Genomic DNA, 18,503 nt, shown 5'->3' on the forward strand with positions numbered 1-18,503 from the left:
CTTAAGATGTAAAAAGTGTGAAATGGTTGCGTGAATTGGCTAAACAATTTTACCGTCTATCATGGTCAGTTTACGATCTGCCATATTTGCCAATTCCTGGTTATGTGTTACGATAACAAAGGTTTGTTTAAACTCGTCTCTTAGTTTGAAAAATAGGTTGTGAAGTTGTTCAGCAGACTCGCTATCTAAGTTACCAGAAGGCTCGTCAGCAAAGATGATGTTTGGTTGGTTTATTAGAGCTCTGGCTACAGCGACACGTTGTTGTTCTCCACCAGACATGCTGTTGGGTTTATGATCAATACGATCTTTTAAACCTAAATAATCCAATAATTCTTGAGCACGTTTTTCGGCTTCAGCTTTTGGAGTATTATTTATAAATGCAGGAATACAAACATTCTCTAATGCACTAAATTCTGGTAGTAATTGGTGAAACTGAAATATAAAACCAATATTCATATTTCTAAATTTCGCTAAAGCTTTATCATTCAACGATTTTATAGATTGACCATTGATAACCAATTCGGTAGCTTCTGTGTAATCTGGTTTATCTAAAGTTCCTAAGATTTGAAGTAGAGTAGTTTTGCCTGCGCCAGAAGCGCCAACAATAGAAATGATTTCACTTTCTAAAATATTTAAATCTACACCTTTTAAGACCTGAAGGTCTTTGTAAGCCTTCTTAATTTGTTTTGCAGAAATAACAGTTTTACTCATACGGTGTGAAAGTAATACTTAATGAATTAATTCACAAAACTAAGATGCAGATTTGTTTCCTTTAAACACCGATTTAATGCCATTAAAGTCTATAAAATATTGAACGCGCAAAGAGAAGGTATTTTGCATCGGTTGGTCAAATAAGGTATTTAGACTTTCAGAATAACTGTCTTCAGACATGTCGTCGAAATTAAATAATTGATTTCTATACAAAGCCGTTAGGAAACTACCTGGTGCAAATTGCCAAGAGTAACTTAAGTCAATATTCCAAGTACTAAAGTTTATGTTTGGACTATCACCAATATTATTAACTGTATAGCCAGAATCAGTGGTTAAGCGACCGTTATCTAACAATGTAAATAATTCATCATCATAATTTACGGTATCCCAATAATGCCTGAACGTAAGTGCCAAAGTATTAAATGGATTAAAGGTGTAATTTGCAGATATACTATTAGTAAGTGTCTGTCTGTTTCGCTCTCCAAAAATTGGTTGATCATCTACAAATGAGGCATAACCTCTTTGACCATTAGCCATTCTAAGCTGAATTTCATATATCATTAATAGCTTATCGTTAGCTCTAACTCTTGGTCTTATACTAAAGTTATAGCCAAAAAGATCTCTACCTTCCTCAAAAATTTTGAAAAAGTTGATATTGGTATCAAAAGCAAATTTCTTATTATAATTAGAAGAGTAGAAGCCACCTGTACTTACAATATTTTCGAAAATAAAAGGCCTTCCATCTCTAGATTCAAAATAATCATATTGCTTTCCTGGTTCAATAAACAATCTAAACCCATAACCATTTAAATTCTTGGTCTGCGCATTGTAGCGAGCACCAAAATTAAAACCTGTAAATGTTCCTGGGTTAGCTAGATTTCGATAATTTACCCAAGCGTTGATGCGATAATTGTTAAGATTTCCCTTTGGTTCAAAAATTTGATAAGATACATCTGCACCAAAATTGTTGAAGTTATTCCTAAAATTAAGACCGAGATCATTAATATCGAACTTGGTATCAGCATAGCTATGATCAGCGCTGTAACGCCAATTTCCATGTGTTTTTCCAACAAAAATATTGCTATTAAATCCGGTTTCATTATCACCAAATTGAGGATTAATAGTACTCATTTTTGCTTCAGCGACTATTCTGTAGGTGTTGCGTTTATTCTGAAGGTCTGCAACTAGTGCTGTTGCATTGGCATCTCTAAACTCACCTTCTCGTATTACGTTTGTATTAATTAAACTCAAAGATGAGTTACCATTAAATTGTTGATCTACTACTAATATGTTATAATTAGTAAATGGTTCAACAACTTCATTACGTTTTTCACCAGTAACTGTATTTGTTACTGTAGCTTTTGTTTTCTCAGTAATAGCATTAAAAATACCAACTCCCAGTCCCTTTTTGGTTCTACCAGAAATTTTAATCGCATTTAAAACTTTAACCTCATTGGGTATATTCGCCTCCTCATCATCTGATAAGACCAATTCACCACTTGGTCCATTACCAACACGTCTTGAAAAGAATAAATCCCCCTTAGAAAACAAATCAACTCCTTCTGTAAAAAATTGACGTTGTTCAGAGAAGGTTTGTTCAAAAGGACCAAGGTTTAAAACCACATTGTCAAAACCGGCTTGACTAAAATCTGGAACTAAGGTAGCATCTAATGTAAAATTATCTGTAAGCCCATATTTAACGTCCATTCCAAAGGTTAAATCGGTTTCTGTATCACCATCGAAGCTGTTTATAATTCCAGTAGAAAAAGGATAGAGATTAAGTCTTACTGGTGGTTTTATATTTTTTAAACCTACTAATTGTCCATGATATAATCCAATATTACCGATAGTTGGGTCGAATTTATTCCAAGTAAACTGAGATCGTGTACGTCTGAACTGTCTATGAAATTGTAAACCCCAAGTTGGTTCTTCTTGGTCTGCAAATCGGAGCGTTCTGTATGGAATCTTCATTTCTACAATCCATCCATCATCCACTATTTTTACTGCACTTTTCCAAACGGCATTCCAGCTAAAATCCTCACCAATGCTTGGATTTGCAATGGCATCCGCTTGTTGACCAGAACTAAATACAAAGAATTGAGTATCATTTTGCGCATCATTATTTGGATTTAAAACCAAAGCAAAAAAATCATTTTGTCCAAAATTATCACGGCTGGTTAATTGCTTCATTATTTTAGAAGGGTCATCATAAAGATATGCTGCGACATATATGGCCTCATCATCATAGGCCATTTTAACTTCTGTGCGTTCTTCTGGAGGAGGTGTGTTCCCTATTTCTGGTCTAAACTGAATAAAACCTGTAGCTATATCAGCATTTTCCCAAACGGCATCATTAAGCACACCATCAATTTTTGGAGGTGTTTCTGTTCGTTCAATTTTTAAGGTTTTTTTATCTTCTTGAGATAGTACTATGTTATAAAAACATAAAAAGGAAAAGCATAAGCAAAGAAAACGAAAGCGCATAATTGATTGACTGATGATGGTTTTATAAAATTAAAGATGTAATCACCATGTGATTGTTACATTTTAATATTGCAAATCTACATTCTCATACTATGAAACGCTCTTAATTAAACGTTAAAAAACCTACGTTTAAAGCCATGTAAACTGATAGTATTCGTTTTTGGAATACTTCTTGCTTTCTATGAGTAGATTAGTAATTAAAAATATAAATGAAAAAATATCAAATACTTTTATTAGGTCTATTATTTGATGCTTTAGGATTCGTCTCTTTTATTATTCCTGGAATAGGGGAGTTCTCGGATATTATCTGGGCACCAGTTTCCGCTTGGTTAATGACAAAATTGTATAAGGGAAGAGAAGGCAAGATAGCTGGAGTAATAACCTTTGTTGAGGAGGCATTGCCTGGCTTTGATGTTATACCAACGTTTACACTAATGTGGTTATATACATATGTCTTTAAATCTAAATCTAAGAATAATTAAATTCTTTTAAAGTAGTTTTCTGATCGTAATGAAAACAATGATCATTAATGAATAGCCTATAAAAAAAGGAATAATAAATTCTTTTAAACCTGTTACCAGCATAATAGCAATGATTAAGAGTTGAAAGCCTAAACCAAAAGTTGAGATGGAAGTCATTAACCATTTAGGTAGTACCTTGCCTTTAGGTGCATTTTTATCGAGGGCGTAAATGATCTTATCAAATAGACCGTATAATAGTTTATAGAGACCAAATAAAATGTTGACATTTTTTTGCTTTTCTCCTGCTAGTGCAGTGGGTGTGGTGTCTTCGAATATTCGACTTGTGGTATCGCCATTAAATTGATTTCTCAATATCACGTAATAGTAATTGTATAACGTACCTTGTAATTGGATTCCTAGAAATGCTAAAATTGTATGATAGATATTGGTATCTGTTATGTGCCATAAGGCTAATAAAATTATGGCATTTAGAATAATATCCGCTACTGAATCGAGATAGCGACCAGTATAGGAAGGGGTTTTCTTTATCCTTGCTAATTCGCCATCAGCAGCGTCTAAAATAGATTTAAAAATAAGAAAGAAAGCAGCATACCAATAGTATCCATAAATAATACAGAATACTGCAAATAGTCCGGATACAATAAATCCTATAGTAACATGTATAGGTGTGAATTTTGTGTCTTTTAATGCTAAAGAAATAACTCTTGCTGCTGGTCTTCCATAATCAGAAAGATCAACGAATTTGTGTGCTTTTGGTAATTTTGACATTTAACTTTGTCATTGTAATAGGTCTTGAGGAATATACCTTAATATTCAAAATCAGTGTTGTTTAATTTCACTTTCAAAAATATCTATAAACACAAATGTTTTTTCTGATTCAGATAAATTTTCAAAAGATTTAAATTCATTTGCCTTATTCCAAACAACCGTACCAACAAGTTCTATAATGTCAGTTACATCGTTTTGATTTAATGCAAAATCAATTTCAGTCATTAAATATTATACTCATTTTGAAGTTGCAAAGATACACTAATATTTAGTGACTTTATTTTCTATAAAGCAGAAAATAGTTCATAAAAAAAGCACTCTTTTGAGTGCTTTTTTTGAACTATTCTGAAATTCTAGTTTACATCATAAGTAAATGTAGCCTCAACATCAGTTTCTCCGCCAGCGTTAGTAATATCTCCATCACTTACACCAGAAGCATCTTTAGTAGGCTCGTGTCTTAATGTTATTGTTACTGTATTACCAGTTGCGGCTGTACCAGAATTAAAATTAATACTTAGGCCTATTGGGTTACCGTCTTCATCAGCATCTGAGTAGCCTACTGAGCTATTAGAATTTCCGCTAAAGCTATAAAACACTTGGTGCTCGTCTGCTTCATCAGCAACTTCTTCTGTAATATCTTCTGCAGGATCTTCTAACTCATTTAAGAACTTAACAGTTCCGATATAATCACTCGATGCATTTATACTGCCCATTGTTGTAATTACTGGCGCATTTGGTCCATCTGCATCTAAATCTTTGCTTTCAAAAATAACAGTGTCCCCAGACCCTACAGGAATTAAAGTTAGCTGCACTGTTGTTATGACTTCTTCTTCATTTACGAGTACTGGTGTATCATCATCTGAACATGCCATAAAAAATGTTGAACTTAAAATGGCGATAAATAAATATTTAATAGTTTTCATGTTAATGTGTTTAAAATGTTTTTTCTTTTTAAAAATTAAATTGTAATTGTAACATAATATTTCTTCCTAGGTCATCAGCAAAATAACGAAGGCGATTTAGATAAGCTCTATAATTAGTGTCTAATAAATTGTTAACACTTAGAGCAAGGTTTAAATTTGTAAATTTTGATGTCTTAAAAGTTACTTCAGAATAAAAATGTAATAAATGAAATGCATTGGGTGGAGTACTAATGTCTACCAACACATTTTCATTTGTTTCTGCAATAAAGGTTTCAAAATTATTATCTGGAAACTGAGTTTGCTCAAATGTCCACTCACTTGTCAATGAAGCAGAAAAATTATTCCAACTATCATTTGTATAACTCAAGCTATTTCTTGTGTTAAAAGCAGGAATATTTATTAAAGGTCTATTATTTTCTAGATCATTTCCAACAGTGTAAGACGATTTATTTAAAATATTGATTGTTTCAGTGATATCATAGCTTGCACTAAGATCAATACCATAGAATTCAGCATCTGATTGTAAATAGTTCCATACAGGGAAAGCACCTCTAATTGTTTGTTCTATTCCGAAAGGTTCTAAGTATATAAAGTCATTTATCCGATTGTAAAACCCTTCAATAGTTATATTTAAGTCCTTGTTACTGTAATTATAACTCGCAGATATTCTATTGGAAATTTCTTGATTTAATCTTAAATCTCCAAGCTCAATACGAGCAGCAGAGTGGTGTAGACCGTCACTAAATAATTCTGAAGGATTAGGTGGTCTGCTAGATAAACTGTAATTACCAATTAGATAACTATAATCATTTAGAAGGTATTTAATACCAGCTGAGGCTGAAAAATTATGATAATCAAAAACAGGATTTACCAATAATTGTGTTCCTAAATCTTGGATGACTATATCTGCGAAATCCACATCATATCCTCGTTCTTCCCAACGGCTTGTACGATAAAACTTTTGAGCATCAATGCGATTAAAATCATATCTAAGTCCAAAATCTAAAGTTATTAATGTATTTACAGCATATTCTGCTGTTGTATAAACTCCGAAGTCGTACTTATCATAATCAGGAATTAAACGTCTTACACCAGTATCTGGATTTGCGAAATTATTTTGATATCTACCCATCAGTCCAAAATTCAATTTGTAATCAGAGTTTGAATCTAAAATGACATCAGTAGACAAGGTGTGAGTTTCTAAATTGAGGTCTAAAGCTGGTTTATCTTTATCATCACCTACACGAACATCAAACTCAAAACGCTGATTATTTTGATAATCATATTGTAAATTAACTTTTCCAAAATTTTTGAATCGCTTATAATACATCGCTTTAACTAAGTGGTGTGTTACGTCTTGCTTAGGAAAACCAATATCATAAGTAAAATCTTCAATAATCAGTGGTTCTTGTCTATTAATAGCATTGACCAAATCAAGTATATTGCCTATATGAGATGCTCTAAGAATACCAATTTCATTATTTAAATAACTGTAAAATATCTCGAAACCAGACTCAAAAGTTTTCTTGCCAGATCTTACAGAGAAGCCTTTAGAATTGGCCCCTGTATTGCTCAGTACATAGTCTGGCGCTTCAAAATCGCCATTCTTTCTCAAAGAGCCTTGTGCATTTATAAACCAACCATTAGCGTAATTTTTATTTAAAGAAGAACTTATACTAATTCCTCTGCCATTGGTCTGACCTCCCAAAGTTGTTTTGCCAAAAAGTGTGTCTCTTAAAATAATTCTGCTAGGATTAACAACAATAACTCCACCAATAGCATCTCCACCATAAGCTAAAGCGCCAGAGCCTTTAATAACTGAAATCTGTGCTGCTGAATTAATGTCTATGTTTGGTGCATGCTCAATTCCCCATTCTTGATCTTGTAGTCTTACATTATTATTCAAAATAAGTAATCTGCTACTATGCATTCCATTAATCATAGGTTTTACAATTGAGTTACCTGTATTAATGGAAGATACACCAGCAACTTCTTTTAAAGCATCACCAATATTTAAAGCGCTATACTTTTTGAGTACACTAGCTTTAAGTACTGTTTCTTGAGCCGTCTTAGTTTCTTTTTTACTCGTATTACCCGAAACAGATATTTCATTAAGCTCTTCAATATGATGTTCTAGTTGAATAGTTTTATAAGTGTCTCCTTCTATAATAAAACTTACTGTTTTTGTTTCACATCCAATATGTGATATTTTTAGAGTTAGTGTGCCACTGCATAAATCTTCAATTTTGAATTTACCATCAATATCAGACACAATGTATTTATCGAGCTCTTTAATAAAAATAGTAGCCGATGCTATTGGTGTACCATCATGAAAATCTGAAAGTTCTCCTAAAAAAGTATATGTACAATCTTGGCTGTAGCCAAAGCATGATAGTGCTATAGCTATACCAACAATGATTTGTTTCATCACATGTTTTTGTTAGTGTAAATAATTTGAAAAAATACTACACTAACTGAGGTGGACCTCTAAGAAACCTTGATAATTGCTGATAATTATTAAAAGAAATATAATAGTTTGTCGTTTCATTAAAAAACGGAAACTCTACTTTAATTTCATATTTTGATAATACGAAAAATTGATTTTCACTGAGTTTGAATTTATAAAAATCACAATCTAAGTCAGACTCATGAAAATGGGTTTTTGATTCGTTATCTGATTCACAGACTTCATGCGTATGATGATTAAAGGCATGCTCTAGTTTTAAAGCAGAAGGTAATAATACAGCCAGTACTAGCACAATTGCTAAGACTCTAAATACTGATGATATTACTGTTTTAAAATTCAATCTAAAAAACGTTTAAATCCAAATCGTTTGAGCATTTTCTTTTCAAACTCCCAGAAAAATTTGAACTGCCCAAAAAGCCATCCAAAAGTAACTAAAAGAATCTGATAAAAGACAAGACCAATGATAATAAATAAAACCCAATAGAGTAGTGGATTTAAGTTTTCTTTAGTAATTCCAATTAACTCTATTATTGGTCGACCAATATATAATGAAGAAGAGCCAGTAATGGCAAATACTATAAATACACGAATCATTTCCCACTTGTAATCGAGAATCCACTTTTTTTCTAATTTCTTAAAAATAAATAACGTTAATTTTAGTAATAAGAAAAAAAGAACAACTGAAGCTATTATGGTCAATATCAGTCCGTAAGGTTTTAAAAAGGCATTTGAAATTTTAAAAGCTGAATAACCTAAAGCTAAAACACCAAAAAAGGGAAATAACAACTGCCAATTATGTTGAATTTCCCAATGTTTTTTAAATTTTTCCATAGCACTTTAAAAGTGCTGCAAATTTAGTGAATTTTATGTATTTTTCACAGGTTATATCCTGGGAACAAAAGGCGATAATCTCTGATTGTATTTTAATTGAAAATATAGAAAATAGTTATATAGTTTATAATTAATATCATAACCATAATCTGTATATGTATCATAGTCTATGCGAAGTTCATAAAGACTTGGATCAAAAGTCATAGGTTGAAGGTTTCTCTGGTTCCAAGTTTGTACCATAAGCGCATTTCTGGATTCTAACCATTGCTGTGAGTGAAAGCCTCTAGGGCGAGCAGTAGATACTAACCATGCATTAAATCCTGGTTCAATAATAATAATTTCATAGTCGCTATCTTCGCTACTTATAGATACAGTGTCATTTTCTACTAGACCACTATCGTTACCATTATCAATGGTTTGATTGTTGTTATACGATTTACAGCTGGCGATAAGCGCTATAATGATGATAAAAGGAATAATCTTGTTCATAGTATATTAAAGATATTAAAAATTTATTAGTGTTTTAAGTTTTTTACTTTGATTTAACACTACAAACTAACATCAATATTTATGATTATAAAATCGTAATTGCGTTATCCTCTCATTTGAATGAGTAAAGCTGTATGTTTTATAAGTTTTCAGATTTTTAAATAAAAAAAGCAGTTCTATTGAACCGCTTTTATATAATAGAATAATGGATCTTATTTTCCGAATAAGCCTCCTAAAAGACCACCAAGACCACCTTTCTTTTTTCCTCCACCAAGTACCATACCTGCAACATCATCAATAACACTACCATCACCATCAGCATCTAATATTTTTTCTAAAAAGCTTTGTTCGTTTTTAGTTTCATTTCCACCAAGTAAGCCGCCTAAAAGACCACCAAGATCACTTTGAGAGCTAACATTGTTTTGGCGCGCTTGTTTTCCTAAAACACCCATTAAAATTGGCGCAGCCACTTTAAGGATATTACCAACAGAACCAGCATCTAGACCAGATTTTTGACCGATTACTTGTTGTACTCCTTGTTGTCTACTTCCTAAAACATGACCTAGAATTTTTGAACCATCAGTTTTTACGTTATCATCGACTCCTCCTCCAAATAAACCACCAAGGTTTTCTAAGATACTTCCGTCATGCTTTCCGCTTAGTGCTCCCATAAGACCCTGAGCACCTTCTGGAGTAGAAGCATTACGCTCCATAGCTTTCATAAGTACAGGTAACGCCATTGTTAATACGCTACTCGTTTTATTTTGATCTGTTCCTGTAGAACCAGAAACACCACTAATAATAGTTTTTCCTAAGTCACTGTTTAATAAGTCTAAAATTCCTGCCATTTTGTTTTGAATATAATTAAGTTAATAAAAATTAAGTTTAGTAAGGTACAAAAAAAAAGTCCCACAATTGTAGGACTCATTTTAATTGATTTGGTCACATTTTATTAGTTAACCTAAAATACTAATGATCTGATCGGCTAATTCTGTACCTATTCTATCTTGGGCTTCATTTGTAGCTGCTCCTGTGTGTGGTGTTAGTGACAAAGCAGGATTCATTAGTAATTGAATTTCTGGCTTTGGTTCTTTTTCAAAAACATCTAAAGCAGCTCTTGCCACCTTACCACTTTCTATAGCTTTTACTAGTGCTACTTCATTAACAACACCACCACGTGCAGCATTAGCTATAATAACGCCGTCTTTCATTTGATTGAAATCCTTTTCGTCAATAACATAATCCTTTTGTGCAGGAACGTGTAATGTCAAAAAGTCAGCTTGTTTCAAGACGTCTTCTTTAGAAATAGTTTCGATTTCAAAATTCACTTTTTGCCCATCGAAGAAATCTAATTGTAAATCAGCTTTTTCTAAAAAAGGATCGAAAGCAACAACTTTCATACCTGCTCCAAGCGCTACTTTTGCTGTGGCTTGACCAATACGACCAAAACCAAGTACACCAAGAGTTTTTCCTTTTAGCTCTGTTCCTTTAGCATAGGCTTTCTTCAGACCTTTAAAGTTTGCATCACCTTCTAATGGCATATCACGATTAGAATTATGTAGAAAACGCGCTAAACCATAAAAGTGTCCAAAGACTAATTCTGCCACAGAATGCGATGATGCAGCGGGTGTATTAATTACTTTTAGACCTTTGCTACGTGCATACTCAACATCGATATTGTCCATGCCGACACCACCACGGCCAATAACTTTTAGGCTAGGGCAGTTGTCTATAATGTTTTTTCTAACTGTTGTTGCACTTCTGACTAATAAAACGGAAATTTCATTCTCATTAATATAGTTTTCCAACTGTTCTTGTGCAACGGTTGTTGTTATCACTTCGTAACCAGCAGCTTCTAAAGCGTTGATACCACTTTGAGAAACTCCGTCATTTGCTAATACTTTCATCGTTATATGTTTTGTCATTTCGAGGAAGTATGACCTGGTAATCTCATTGAATAGATTCCTTTACTTCGTTCGGAACAACGATTACTGTTTTTATGCTTTGCTTTCTAATTCACTCATTATTTCTACTAATGCTTTCACGCTGTCCAGTGATAATGCATTGTACATTGATGCTCGGTAGCCGCCAACGCTTCTATGACCATTTATACCATTAATACCAGCTTCTTTGACCATAGCATCAAACGTTTCTTTTAGATTTTCGTTTTCTAAAGTAAACGTAGCATTCATAGTTGAGCGATCTTCTTTTGCAGAATACCCTTTAAATAATGGGTTTAAATCTATTTCAGAATAAATGAGTCTAGCTTTCTTTTCGTTTTCTTCTTCAATAGCTTTGATGCCGCCCAAATCTTTTAACCATTGCATTGTTAACATAGATACATATACTGCAAATACAGGAGGTGTATTAAACATACTGCCTTTTTCGATATGTACTTTGTAATCCATCATGGAAGGAATTTTACGAGACACTTTGCCTAATATATCTTCTTTAACAACCACCAGAGTTGTACCTGCAGGTCCCATGTTTTTTTGAGCACCAGCATAGATTAAATCGAACTGTGAAAAATCTAATTGACGAGAAAATATATCACTACTCATATCACATACCATAGGTATTGGTGACTTAGGAAAACTTTTCATTTGCGTTCCGAAAATAGTGTTGTTAGATGTGCAGTGAAAATAATCGTAATCATCTGGTATGTCATAACCTTTAGGAATATAATTAAAGCCAGCATTTTTAGAAGAACCTACTTCATAAATATCATCATAAATCTTAGCTTCTTTAATCGCCTTATCACTCCATGTACCAGTATTTAAATAACCTGCTCTTTTTTCTAAAAGATTTAATGCTACCATTAAAAACTGTGAGCTTGCACCACCTTGCAAGAATAAAGCTTTGTAACCCTTTCCTTCTAAGCCTAACAATTCTAGAGCTAAAGATCTTGCGTTTTCCATTACGTCTACAAATGGTTTACTGCGATGTGATATCTCCAAAAGCGAAAGCCCTTCATCAAAGTCTAAAACAGCTGCTGCTGCTTGTTCCATTACCGATTTTGGCAATACACATGGTCCTGCACTAAAATTATGTTTTTTCATGATTTTTGTTGTTTTTTGACAGCTACAAAGGTGCTAATTAATTGCTAAAATTATGTTGCGAAATTGATAATTTTTTGGCTATGTTGTTAACAAGAATTCAACAGTATCTACATTATCTGCATAATCCCAAAGTTGTGGCTTTTGGGTTTCACCAAATTCAATTTCATTATCGGTAAATCCATTAGCAACGATACATTGTATTTTATCAGCTTCAGAGTTCAGTTTTTTACGTAAGTCCTCAGTGGTGGTGTAGTAATCATAAAAAAGTGTAGCAATAGGAGAGGCGTAGCTTTCATCTTGTTTTATCATTAGAAAACCGTTCTCTAGCATATCAAATTCGCTCATTAAATACACTGCTTTGTTATAGTCGTAATTGTTTGCGTATTTAGCTTCATTAATTATAGGATGCCATTTATAAACTGCATTAAAGAATGCATCAAAATTATAATCTTTTGGCACAAAAAGTTTAGACACATTTCTACAGCCTAAACCATAATATCTAAAGATATCTTCTGACAAGGCTTCAAGTTGTTCGTCAGTCTCATTTCCTGTTAATACAGCAACAGAGTTTCTGTTTTTTCTGATTATAGAAGGTTTGTCCTTAAAGTAATATTCAAAATAACGTGCTGTATTATCACTTCCTGTGGCAATGACAGCATCAAATCCTTCCAATTTTTCTTGGGTGAATTTAATTTTACCTTTAAAATCTGGCTCAACAAGTTCTAAATATTTAGCTAAAAAGGGTAGTAGGTGTTTATCGTTAGATGATTGTTTTACCAGTACACTATGACCAGAAATAAGTACAGATAAAAAATCATGAAAACCAACCAAAGGAATATTTCCTGCCATGATAATGGCGATAACTTTTGAATTTTTAGTATTAAAGTTATACTTGTCTAACCATTTATTAATATTATTGTAATTCAATGCATTAGACCATGACTCAAGACTAAATAGAATGTTCTTCTCTGTAAACCAGCCATTGTGTTCTTTAGCTAATTTCATTTGATGTTTAAAACCATCAAAAAACAAATCGTTCGCTTTAACACTATCATTTTTAGTGATACTATTTTGTTTAAATTGACTTAAAAATTCACCTAATTTTACAAAAGCGTTAATTCTTTGTTGTAAATCCATTTTGGGTTTGGTTATAAGATGTTTTGGCTCTATTTTTGCAACTGCAAAATTACGCAATAAATAAAAGAAAAATTACTATGGCAATTATAATCACAGACGAATGTATTAATTGTGGAGCATGTGAGCCAGAATGTCCAAATACTGCTATTTACGAAGGAGCTGATGATTGGAGGTATTCTGACGGCACCAGTCTAACTGGTAAAGTTGTGTTACCGAATGGTAAAGAAGTAGATGCAGACGAAACGCAAGAGCCTATTGATGACGAAGTATATTACATTGCGCCAGACAAATGTACAGAATGTATGGGCTTTCATGAAGAGCCACAGTGCGCTGCGGTTTGTCCTGTAGATTGTTGTGTGCCAGATGAAAATGTTGTCGAAACTGAGGAAGAGTTACTTGGTAAGCAGCGTTTTATGCATCCTGATGATTAGAATATAAGCTTAATTTAAGTATTATTAATCCTAAGTCTTTGACTTGGGATTTTTTATTAATATTGAATTATGAAGTATCTCCTTACAACTATTGGTTTTGTCTTTATTCTTTCTTGCCAACAGAAAGGGAAATTATCCTTAGAACCATTAAAAATAGATTCTATAGACAGTATTCCTTTTTTAATGACACGAATGCAAATAGATTCTGTTTTTGAGACTGTTACTTATGGTCAGTTTGGTAGTGCTAAAGAAGGTGAAATCTGTAATCAGTATATTTTGGATAAAAGAAATACTGTGATTCAAAAAACGAAAAGTTTCATGTGTTGTAGTTATATTCATAGATACGATTCTTTGGGATTTTTGATTTATAGGTCTACATTCTCAGATTTTTTGGCAGAATACAATAGAACCTATAAAAGAGAAGGTGGTAGAATTATTGAATTAGAAAAAAGCTTACATAATGATGAAAAGCGCAGTGTATACTATTTAAATCAAACAAAAATTGCTTTTAAAACTTCTAGAAATAATCTAGATCCTACATACGATGAAAAAGTTGCATACAATTACAACAAAAGTGATAAAATAACCAAAAAGACCACTGAAATAATAAATCTAAAAGAATTATCAAATAGGAAAGAGAAGCGTGTAAAGACTTACTCTTGGGTTGGATCTAACTTAGATCAAACCAATGAAAAGGATTATTTTGAAAACGGTATTGATTATTATGAGACTGTAACAAAGTTTGATTTAGATGGTTTTCCTGTTTCAAAAATTATGTATAAAAATCACGATGTAATCTGCAAAACAATTATTATAAAGTACTAGTAAGAGAAAAGCCTGGGCATTATAACTCAGGCTTTTTTATGCTTTGTAGTCTTTATTCTTGCTTTATATCAGAAAGCTCAAAAACTAAGTATTGCATTAAGCGTTCTACATTTGTTGCATCAGAAGTTTGATTTTCTGTATGAAATGATGAGTATAATACACCACCATCACCATGTAAAAATGTGTAGGCTAAATATTTATCTTCAGAAATATCATCATACACAACAGGTCCGTTTAACCAAGGTATTACAGTGTTTTCATCAAAAGTATTAACCGCTTGCCAACCACTTAAAAACTCATCTATAATTACCGAGTTGTTTTCTATAGTCACGTTAAAGTTTAAGGCTAGCCAATCCATTAAATCAGGATTTAAAATTTCGGCTTCAGTGCTTAATGAATCACCACTTCTGTATGGATTACTGAAGCTTAAGTATTGATTACCATTATCTGTAATGTCATTTAAATAGACGTAAGCCCAATCTGTTGAATAGATAAGACCTCCATCTGCTATATATTGAGTAATATTATTGCTGAAGTCTGTTTTAGTCTCATTTAAGCCACAGTTTAAAAATATTATGTCATAGTTACTAAGCAGTGCTGGTGATTCTATTAAATCTCCAAAGTCAAAATCTACATTAGGTTCTAATTGTGGATTAAAGGTTTTGCTAAAATTAGATTTGTGATGACCATTATGAGAGGATTCATTAGATCTGCCAAATGGACCATTACCATCAATAATATCAAAAAGTGGTTCTTGTGTGACCGGGTTTACTAAGCCAATATTGTAGAGTACATCTTCAATATGGTCCCAAGAGCCTGTGACTACAGCTATATTTGGTAAGTCTGTAATTTCAATCGTATCTAGTATTATGTCAAAAATATCATTTATACCATCTAGTGCTACATTTTGGGACGATGAAAATAAACCTTTAGAAATTTTAAGTTCATAATCTCCAGATGATAAATTGGTTAATGTAAAATTACCTTCACTATCGGTGATAGTTTCTTTGATGATAGTGTTTTCTTTAAAAAGTTTAACACTGGCTTTAGATACAGCATCAATGCCATTCGGTGTTACAAATTTACCTGAGATACTAAAATCTTCTTCGAGATTATCAGGTTTGTCTTTGGAGCAAGAAAAGGTTAAGAGGAGTACTAGAAGTAAAGCGATTGATTTTTTCATAGCGGTTTAATTGAATGGATTAGTTATATAATAGATGTAAAAATTGCAAAAAGGTTGCGTCTTTTTATATAGAACAGGTTAAATCTATTTTTTCCTACTTATTAAGGACTTAGATATTTTTTGTACTTAGGAGCCATAAGAATAACCATTATGTATACATTGGCATATTATCTGCACTATATTCAATATTAAAACACTAATTGCCTACTGGCAATTTCTTGCGATAAGCTGGGAAAAATTCTTTATTGTATAAATCTGTAACCGAATCCTTGCCTAGATGTTTTTTTGTTAATTCTCTATAAACACTTTCATTAACCACATATTTCCAGATTTTGAAGTCTCTAAAGTTTTTTGAAAATCCACTTTTAAATTTAAAAAGCGAATCTTCTTTGCTGTCTTTTCCTCCTCCAAGATTAAAATATTTGTAGCCTTCGTGAGTAGACCTAATGCGCATTTCGTCAATAATTAGTTTTATTGGGTTTAGCTCAAAATAATCTTCACTTAAACCAGACAAATGATACTGAACAATATTCCCTGTTTTAATAAAAAATGCACCAGCTATAATCTTTTGTGTCTCATTGTGTATACAAACTAACAGCTCAGTATTTATATCGTTACTCGACATAAGTTTGTAGAAATAGTCATTACTGAAAAAATAACTTGAATCTGCATTAACACGTTTCATATTATCAATATACAATTCTATGAAAGCCTCAAGATGGTCTTCAGCAGTTCCATCTATGACTGTACAAAGTTTGCGCGATTTATTTAAGTATGTTTTTAATCGTCTATTGTATTCTGCTCTTTGCTTATCAAGAGGGTCAGATAAATCTTTATAAACTACTTTACCAAGTGTTGTAATATTTCCTAAGCCTTCATGAAGTGTTTCTTGATCATCTAAAAACGGATGAAGCCTTGAGAATACAGCCACAACATTATTATTGTAGAAAAAAGTATTCAATTCCTGCTGAAAGTTTTCCTTTTTAAAACCCTCCTCTATATTTAAAATTAAAATACCTGCATAGCCATATACTGATGTGACATCTTTATAATCAGTATTCTCAATATCCCTTAGCATCAGTGGTAACAAAAATGATGTAAGACCATCGGTATATTTTATTAGTATTGGTAATTCATCATCATTTCTAGAAAGGTGGTGATAATCATAGCTGTGGTAAAAGTCTGAATACTTAACCATGGCTATTTGCTCACGCCATCCTTTTTTATCTTTAATAACTTCAATCATTGAAATATTTTGTAATTGTAAATTAGTGTAAAAGCATAAGGGTTTGCTTTTTCAACTAAGTTAGGGTTATTACTATTTATAAGTCTAGATATAATTCTTAGGTTTTCTATTTTTTTATGTTCTGAACATTGCACCTGTTGGTTTTAAACCGAGATAAGCCATTCCTGCCTGATTCATCCAATGTGGTTGAACTATCCCATGTTGTAAAACTGCATGTATATCCCTGTGTGCTCTTTCAATTCGAGAACTGGTATACAAGGATGCGGTACCAGCAACTGCATAAATTTCAGACACCATAGATCTTGCATTTGCAGCAGCTTGACAAGAAGCGGCCCATACATCTGCCAATTGTTCATCTGTATAGGTGTCTTTTTCTAATGACGTTTTCCATATTGCATCAACAGAATTGTGTAATTGTGCACGAGATGAATTCAATAAATTTTTGCCTTTAGCAACTGCAGCTTGTATTGTTAGCCGATCTCGTAAATCTGGATTTTTCCCAGGAGTCACACGCTCTAAACACATTTTTACTAAATCATCTATAGCACATTTTAGTAAGCCTAATGCTATTGCAGCGTTACCAGCAGAATTTAAACATCCGATTGGTAAACGACTGTAAGCATTATCAATTGCAACAGGACTGTCGAAATCTATGGCGTATTTTTCATTTACAAACACGTCTTTTATTTCTACGTCATGGCTTCCTGTGCCTCTTAATCCTCCTACACTCCATGTATCGATTATATTAATCTCAGATTTAGGAATAAAAAATAATTTCAGTTTAGCGCCTGGTCCAAGTGTTTTTGGTAAATCTTCTCCAGTAACTAAGCATCGTAATGCAAACCAATCTGATAATTCGCAGCCAGATACTAAACTCCAACGCCCATTTATGTTGTATCCGCCAGGTACAATCTCTGCAAAACCTTCAGGGCGCGCTGAGTTAGCATAGACGTGAGATGGGTTTTTATAAATCTCTTTCATGCTTTCCTCATCTAAAAAGCGACCAAAAGTACAGGCGAGATGATTGTTCCAAACACTCCAAGCAACAGAAGCCTCTGCACTACTCAGTAACTCATAAACCTTTAGTACTTCAACAGGATTGTCTTCCCAACCACCAAGAAATTTTGGTAATCCAAGTCTGAATAATTGAGATTTTTGGAGAGCTTCCACTACGGCAGGCGCCAATCGACGTAACTTTTCAGTTTCATCTCTATGAGCCAAAGCAATTTCACAAATCTCTTCAACCAAATCGACGGGTGACGTTTTAATTTCTTTATACGATAATGTAGTATTCATTTAATGAACTGTTATTAATGTTATACTATTCTAATTAATCAAGGGAACGAAATAGGGAAAAGCTTATTAGTTACAAATTTAAGGGGAATTAGTACTAAATAAAACATTATGCTTTTATAATTTCAAAATAAAGGTAACAAGAAGATTGTGGTGGAGACTAAATAATTGTTC

The 18,503-nt window shown here is 32.8% G+C and carries 19 protein-coding genes; 3 read left to right on the forward strand and 16 right to left on the reverse strand.

Translation table 11 applies throughout. From position 1 onward, the window contains the following. Positions 1-39: 39 nt before the first annotated feature. Both Q0822_RS09150 and Q0822_RS09155 read right to left on the reverse strand, forming a co-directional pair. A complete protein-coding gene (locus Q0822_RS09150; protein WP_299122780.1) occupies positions 40-711 on the reverse strand; it encodes an ABC transporter ATP-binding protein in 672 nt (223 codons plus the stop codon). A 39-nt stretch (positions 712-750) separates the two neighbouring features. After that, positions 751-3,195 carry a DUF5916 domain-containing protein gene (locus Q0822_RS09155; RefSeq protein ID WP_299122782.1) on the reverse strand — a complete coding sequence of 815 codons (2,445 nt, stop codon included), beginning with the start codon at positions 3,193-3,195 and terminating at the stop codon, positions 751-753. A gap of 209 nt (positions 3,196-3,404) precedes the next feature. Here Q0822_RS09155 and Q0822_RS09160 point away from each other — a divergent pair, with 209 nt between their 5' ends. Beyond that, positions 3,405-3,677, forward strand: a complete 273-nt coding sequence (locus tag Q0822_RS09160) for a hypothetical protein (RefSeq protein WP_299122783.1) — start codon at positions 3,405-3,407, stop codon at positions 3,675-3,677. Positions 3,678-3,683: 6 nt separating this feature from the next. Here Q0822_RS09160 and Q0822_RS09165 read toward each other — a convergent pair whose 3' ends face one another. The 11 genes from Q0822_RS09165 to Q0822_RS09215 all read right to left on the reverse strand — a co-directional run bounded on the left by Q0822_RS09165 (position 3,684) and on the right by Q0822_RS09215 (position 13,351). Beyond that, the gene (locus Q0822_RS09165) at positions 3,684-4,445 is read right to left on the reverse strand and encodes a CDP-alcohol phosphatidyltransferase family protein (protein WP_299122785.1); all 762 of its coding nucleotides are present in this window, start codon (positions 4,443-4,445) and stop codon (positions 3,684-3,686) included. A 51-nt stretch (positions 4,446-4,496) separates the two neighbouring features. Further along, positions 4,497-4,670, reverse strand: a complete 174-nt coding sequence (locus tag Q0822_RS09170; RefSeq protein ID WP_299122787.1) for a hypothetical protein — start codon at positions 4,668-4,670, stop codon at positions 4,497-4,499. A gap of 128 nt (positions 4,671-4,798) precedes the next feature. Continuing rightward, the gene (locus Q0822_RS09175) at positions 4,799-5,368 is read right to left on the reverse strand and encodes a type 1 periplasmic binding fold superfamily protein (RefSeq protein WP_299122789.1); all 570 of its coding nucleotides are present in this window, start codon (positions 5,366-5,368) and stop codon (positions 4,799-4,801) included. A gap of 28 nt (positions 5,369-5,396) precedes the next feature. Continuing rightward, positions 5,397-7,796: a TonB-dependent receptor gene (locus Q0822_RS09180; protein ID WP_299122791.1), complete on the reverse strand. Its 2,400-nt coding sequence runs from the start codon at positions 7,794-7,796 to the stop codon at positions 5,397-5,399. A gap of 37 nt (positions 7,797-7,833) precedes the next feature. Beyond that, positions 7,834-8,175: a hypothetical protein gene (locus Q0822_RS09185; protein WP_299122793.1), complete on the reverse strand. Its 342-nt coding sequence runs from the start codon at positions 8,173-8,175 to the stop codon at positions 7,834-7,836. Continuing rightward, positions 8,172-8,666 carry a DUF6787 family protein gene (locus tag Q0822_RS09190; RefSeq protein WP_299122795.1) on the reverse strand — a complete coding sequence of 165 codons (495 nt, stop codon included), beginning with the start codon at positions 8,664-8,666 and terminating at the stop codon, positions 8,172-8,174. The genes Q0822_RS09185 and Q0822_RS09190 overlap by 4 nt, the downstream gene beginning before the upstream one ends. A 51-nt stretch (positions 8,667-8,717) precedes the next feature. After that, positions 8,718-9,155 carry a DUF6146 family protein gene (locus tag Q0822_RS09195; protein ID WP_299122798.1) on the reverse strand — a complete coding sequence of 146 codons (438 nt, stop codon included), beginning with the start codon at positions 9,153-9,155 and terminating at the stop codon, positions 8,718-8,720. Positions 9,156-9,367: 212 nt separating this feature from the next. After that, positions 9,368-10,003, reverse strand: coding sequence for a DUF937 domain-containing protein (locus tag Q0822_RS09200; RefSeq protein WP_299122801.1), 636 nt, complete (start codon positions 10,001-10,003; stop codon positions 9,368-9,370). Positions 10,004-10,111: 108 nt separating this feature from the next. Then, entirely contained in the window at positions 10,112-11,062 is a 951-nt protein-coding gene (locus Q0822_RS09205) for a D-2-hydroxyacid dehydrogenase (RefSeq protein WP_299122804.1), read from the reverse strand. Between the two features lie 90 nt (positions 11,063-11,152). Beyond that, the gene (serC, locus tag Q0822_RS09210) at positions 11,153-12,214 is read right to left on the reverse strand and encodes a 3-phosphoserine/phosphohydroxythreonine transaminase (protein ID WP_299122806.1); all 1,062 of its coding nucleotides are present in this window, start codon (positions 12,212-12,214) and stop codon (positions 11,153-11,155) included. 78 nt (positions 12,215-12,292) lie between these two features. Next, positions 12,293-13,351 carry an acyl-CoA reductase gene (locus tag Q0822_RS09215; protein WP_299122808.1) on the reverse strand — a complete coding sequence of 353 codons (1,059 nt, stop codon included), beginning with the start codon at positions 13,349-13,351 and terminating at the stop codon, positions 12,293-12,295. 77 nt (positions 13,352-13,428) lie between these two features. Between Q0822_RS09215 and Q0822_RS09220 the strand changes: the two genes are divergently transcribed. Then, positions 13,429-13,782 carry a 4Fe-4S dicluster domain-containing protein gene (locus tag Q0822_RS09220; protein WP_299122810.1) on the forward strand — a complete coding sequence of 118 codons (354 nt, stop codon included), beginning with the start codon at positions 13,429-13,431 and terminating at the stop codon, positions 13,780-13,782. Between the two features lie 69 nt (positions 13,783-13,851). Further along, on the forward strand, positions 13,852-14,607 hold the full coding sequence (locus Q0822_RS09225; RefSeq protein WP_299122811.1) for a hypothetical protein: 756 nt from the start codon (positions 13,852-13,854) through the stop codon (positions 14,605-14,607). A 52-nt stretch (positions 14,608-14,659) separates the two neighbouring features. On the opposite strand, the gene Q0822_RS09230 is transcribed toward Q0822_RS09225, so the two are convergent. From Q0822_RS09230 to Q0822_RS09240, 3 genes are all read right to left on the reverse strand, one after another. Next, entirely contained in the window at positions 14,660-15,790 is a 1,131-nt protein-coding gene (locus Q0822_RS09230; protein ID WP_299122813.1) for a carboxypeptidase-like regulatory domain-containing protein, read from the reverse strand. Between the two features lie 196 nt (positions 15,791-15,986). Beyond that, on the reverse strand, positions 15,987-17,036 hold the full coding sequence (locus Q0822_RS09235; RefSeq protein WP_299122815.1) for a peptidoglycan bridge formation glycyltransferase FemA/FemB family protein: 1,050 nt from the start codon (positions 17,034-17,036) through the stop codon (positions 15,987-15,989). A 114-nt stretch (positions 17,037-17,150) separates the two neighbouring features. Beyond that, positions 17,151-18,332 (reverse strand): hypothetical protein, encoded by a 1,182-nt coding sequence (locus tag Q0822_RS09240; protein ID WP_299122817.1) that lies wholly within the window; start codon positions 18,330-18,332, stop codon positions 17,151-17,153. Positions 18,333-18,503: the final 171 nt, after the last annotated feature.

Source organism: uncultured Winogradskyella sp., from assembly GCF_947496485.1.
In the GTDB taxonomy this organism is placed as follows: Bacteria; Bacteroidota; Bacteroidia; order Flavobacteriales; family Flavobacteriaceae; genus Winogradskyella.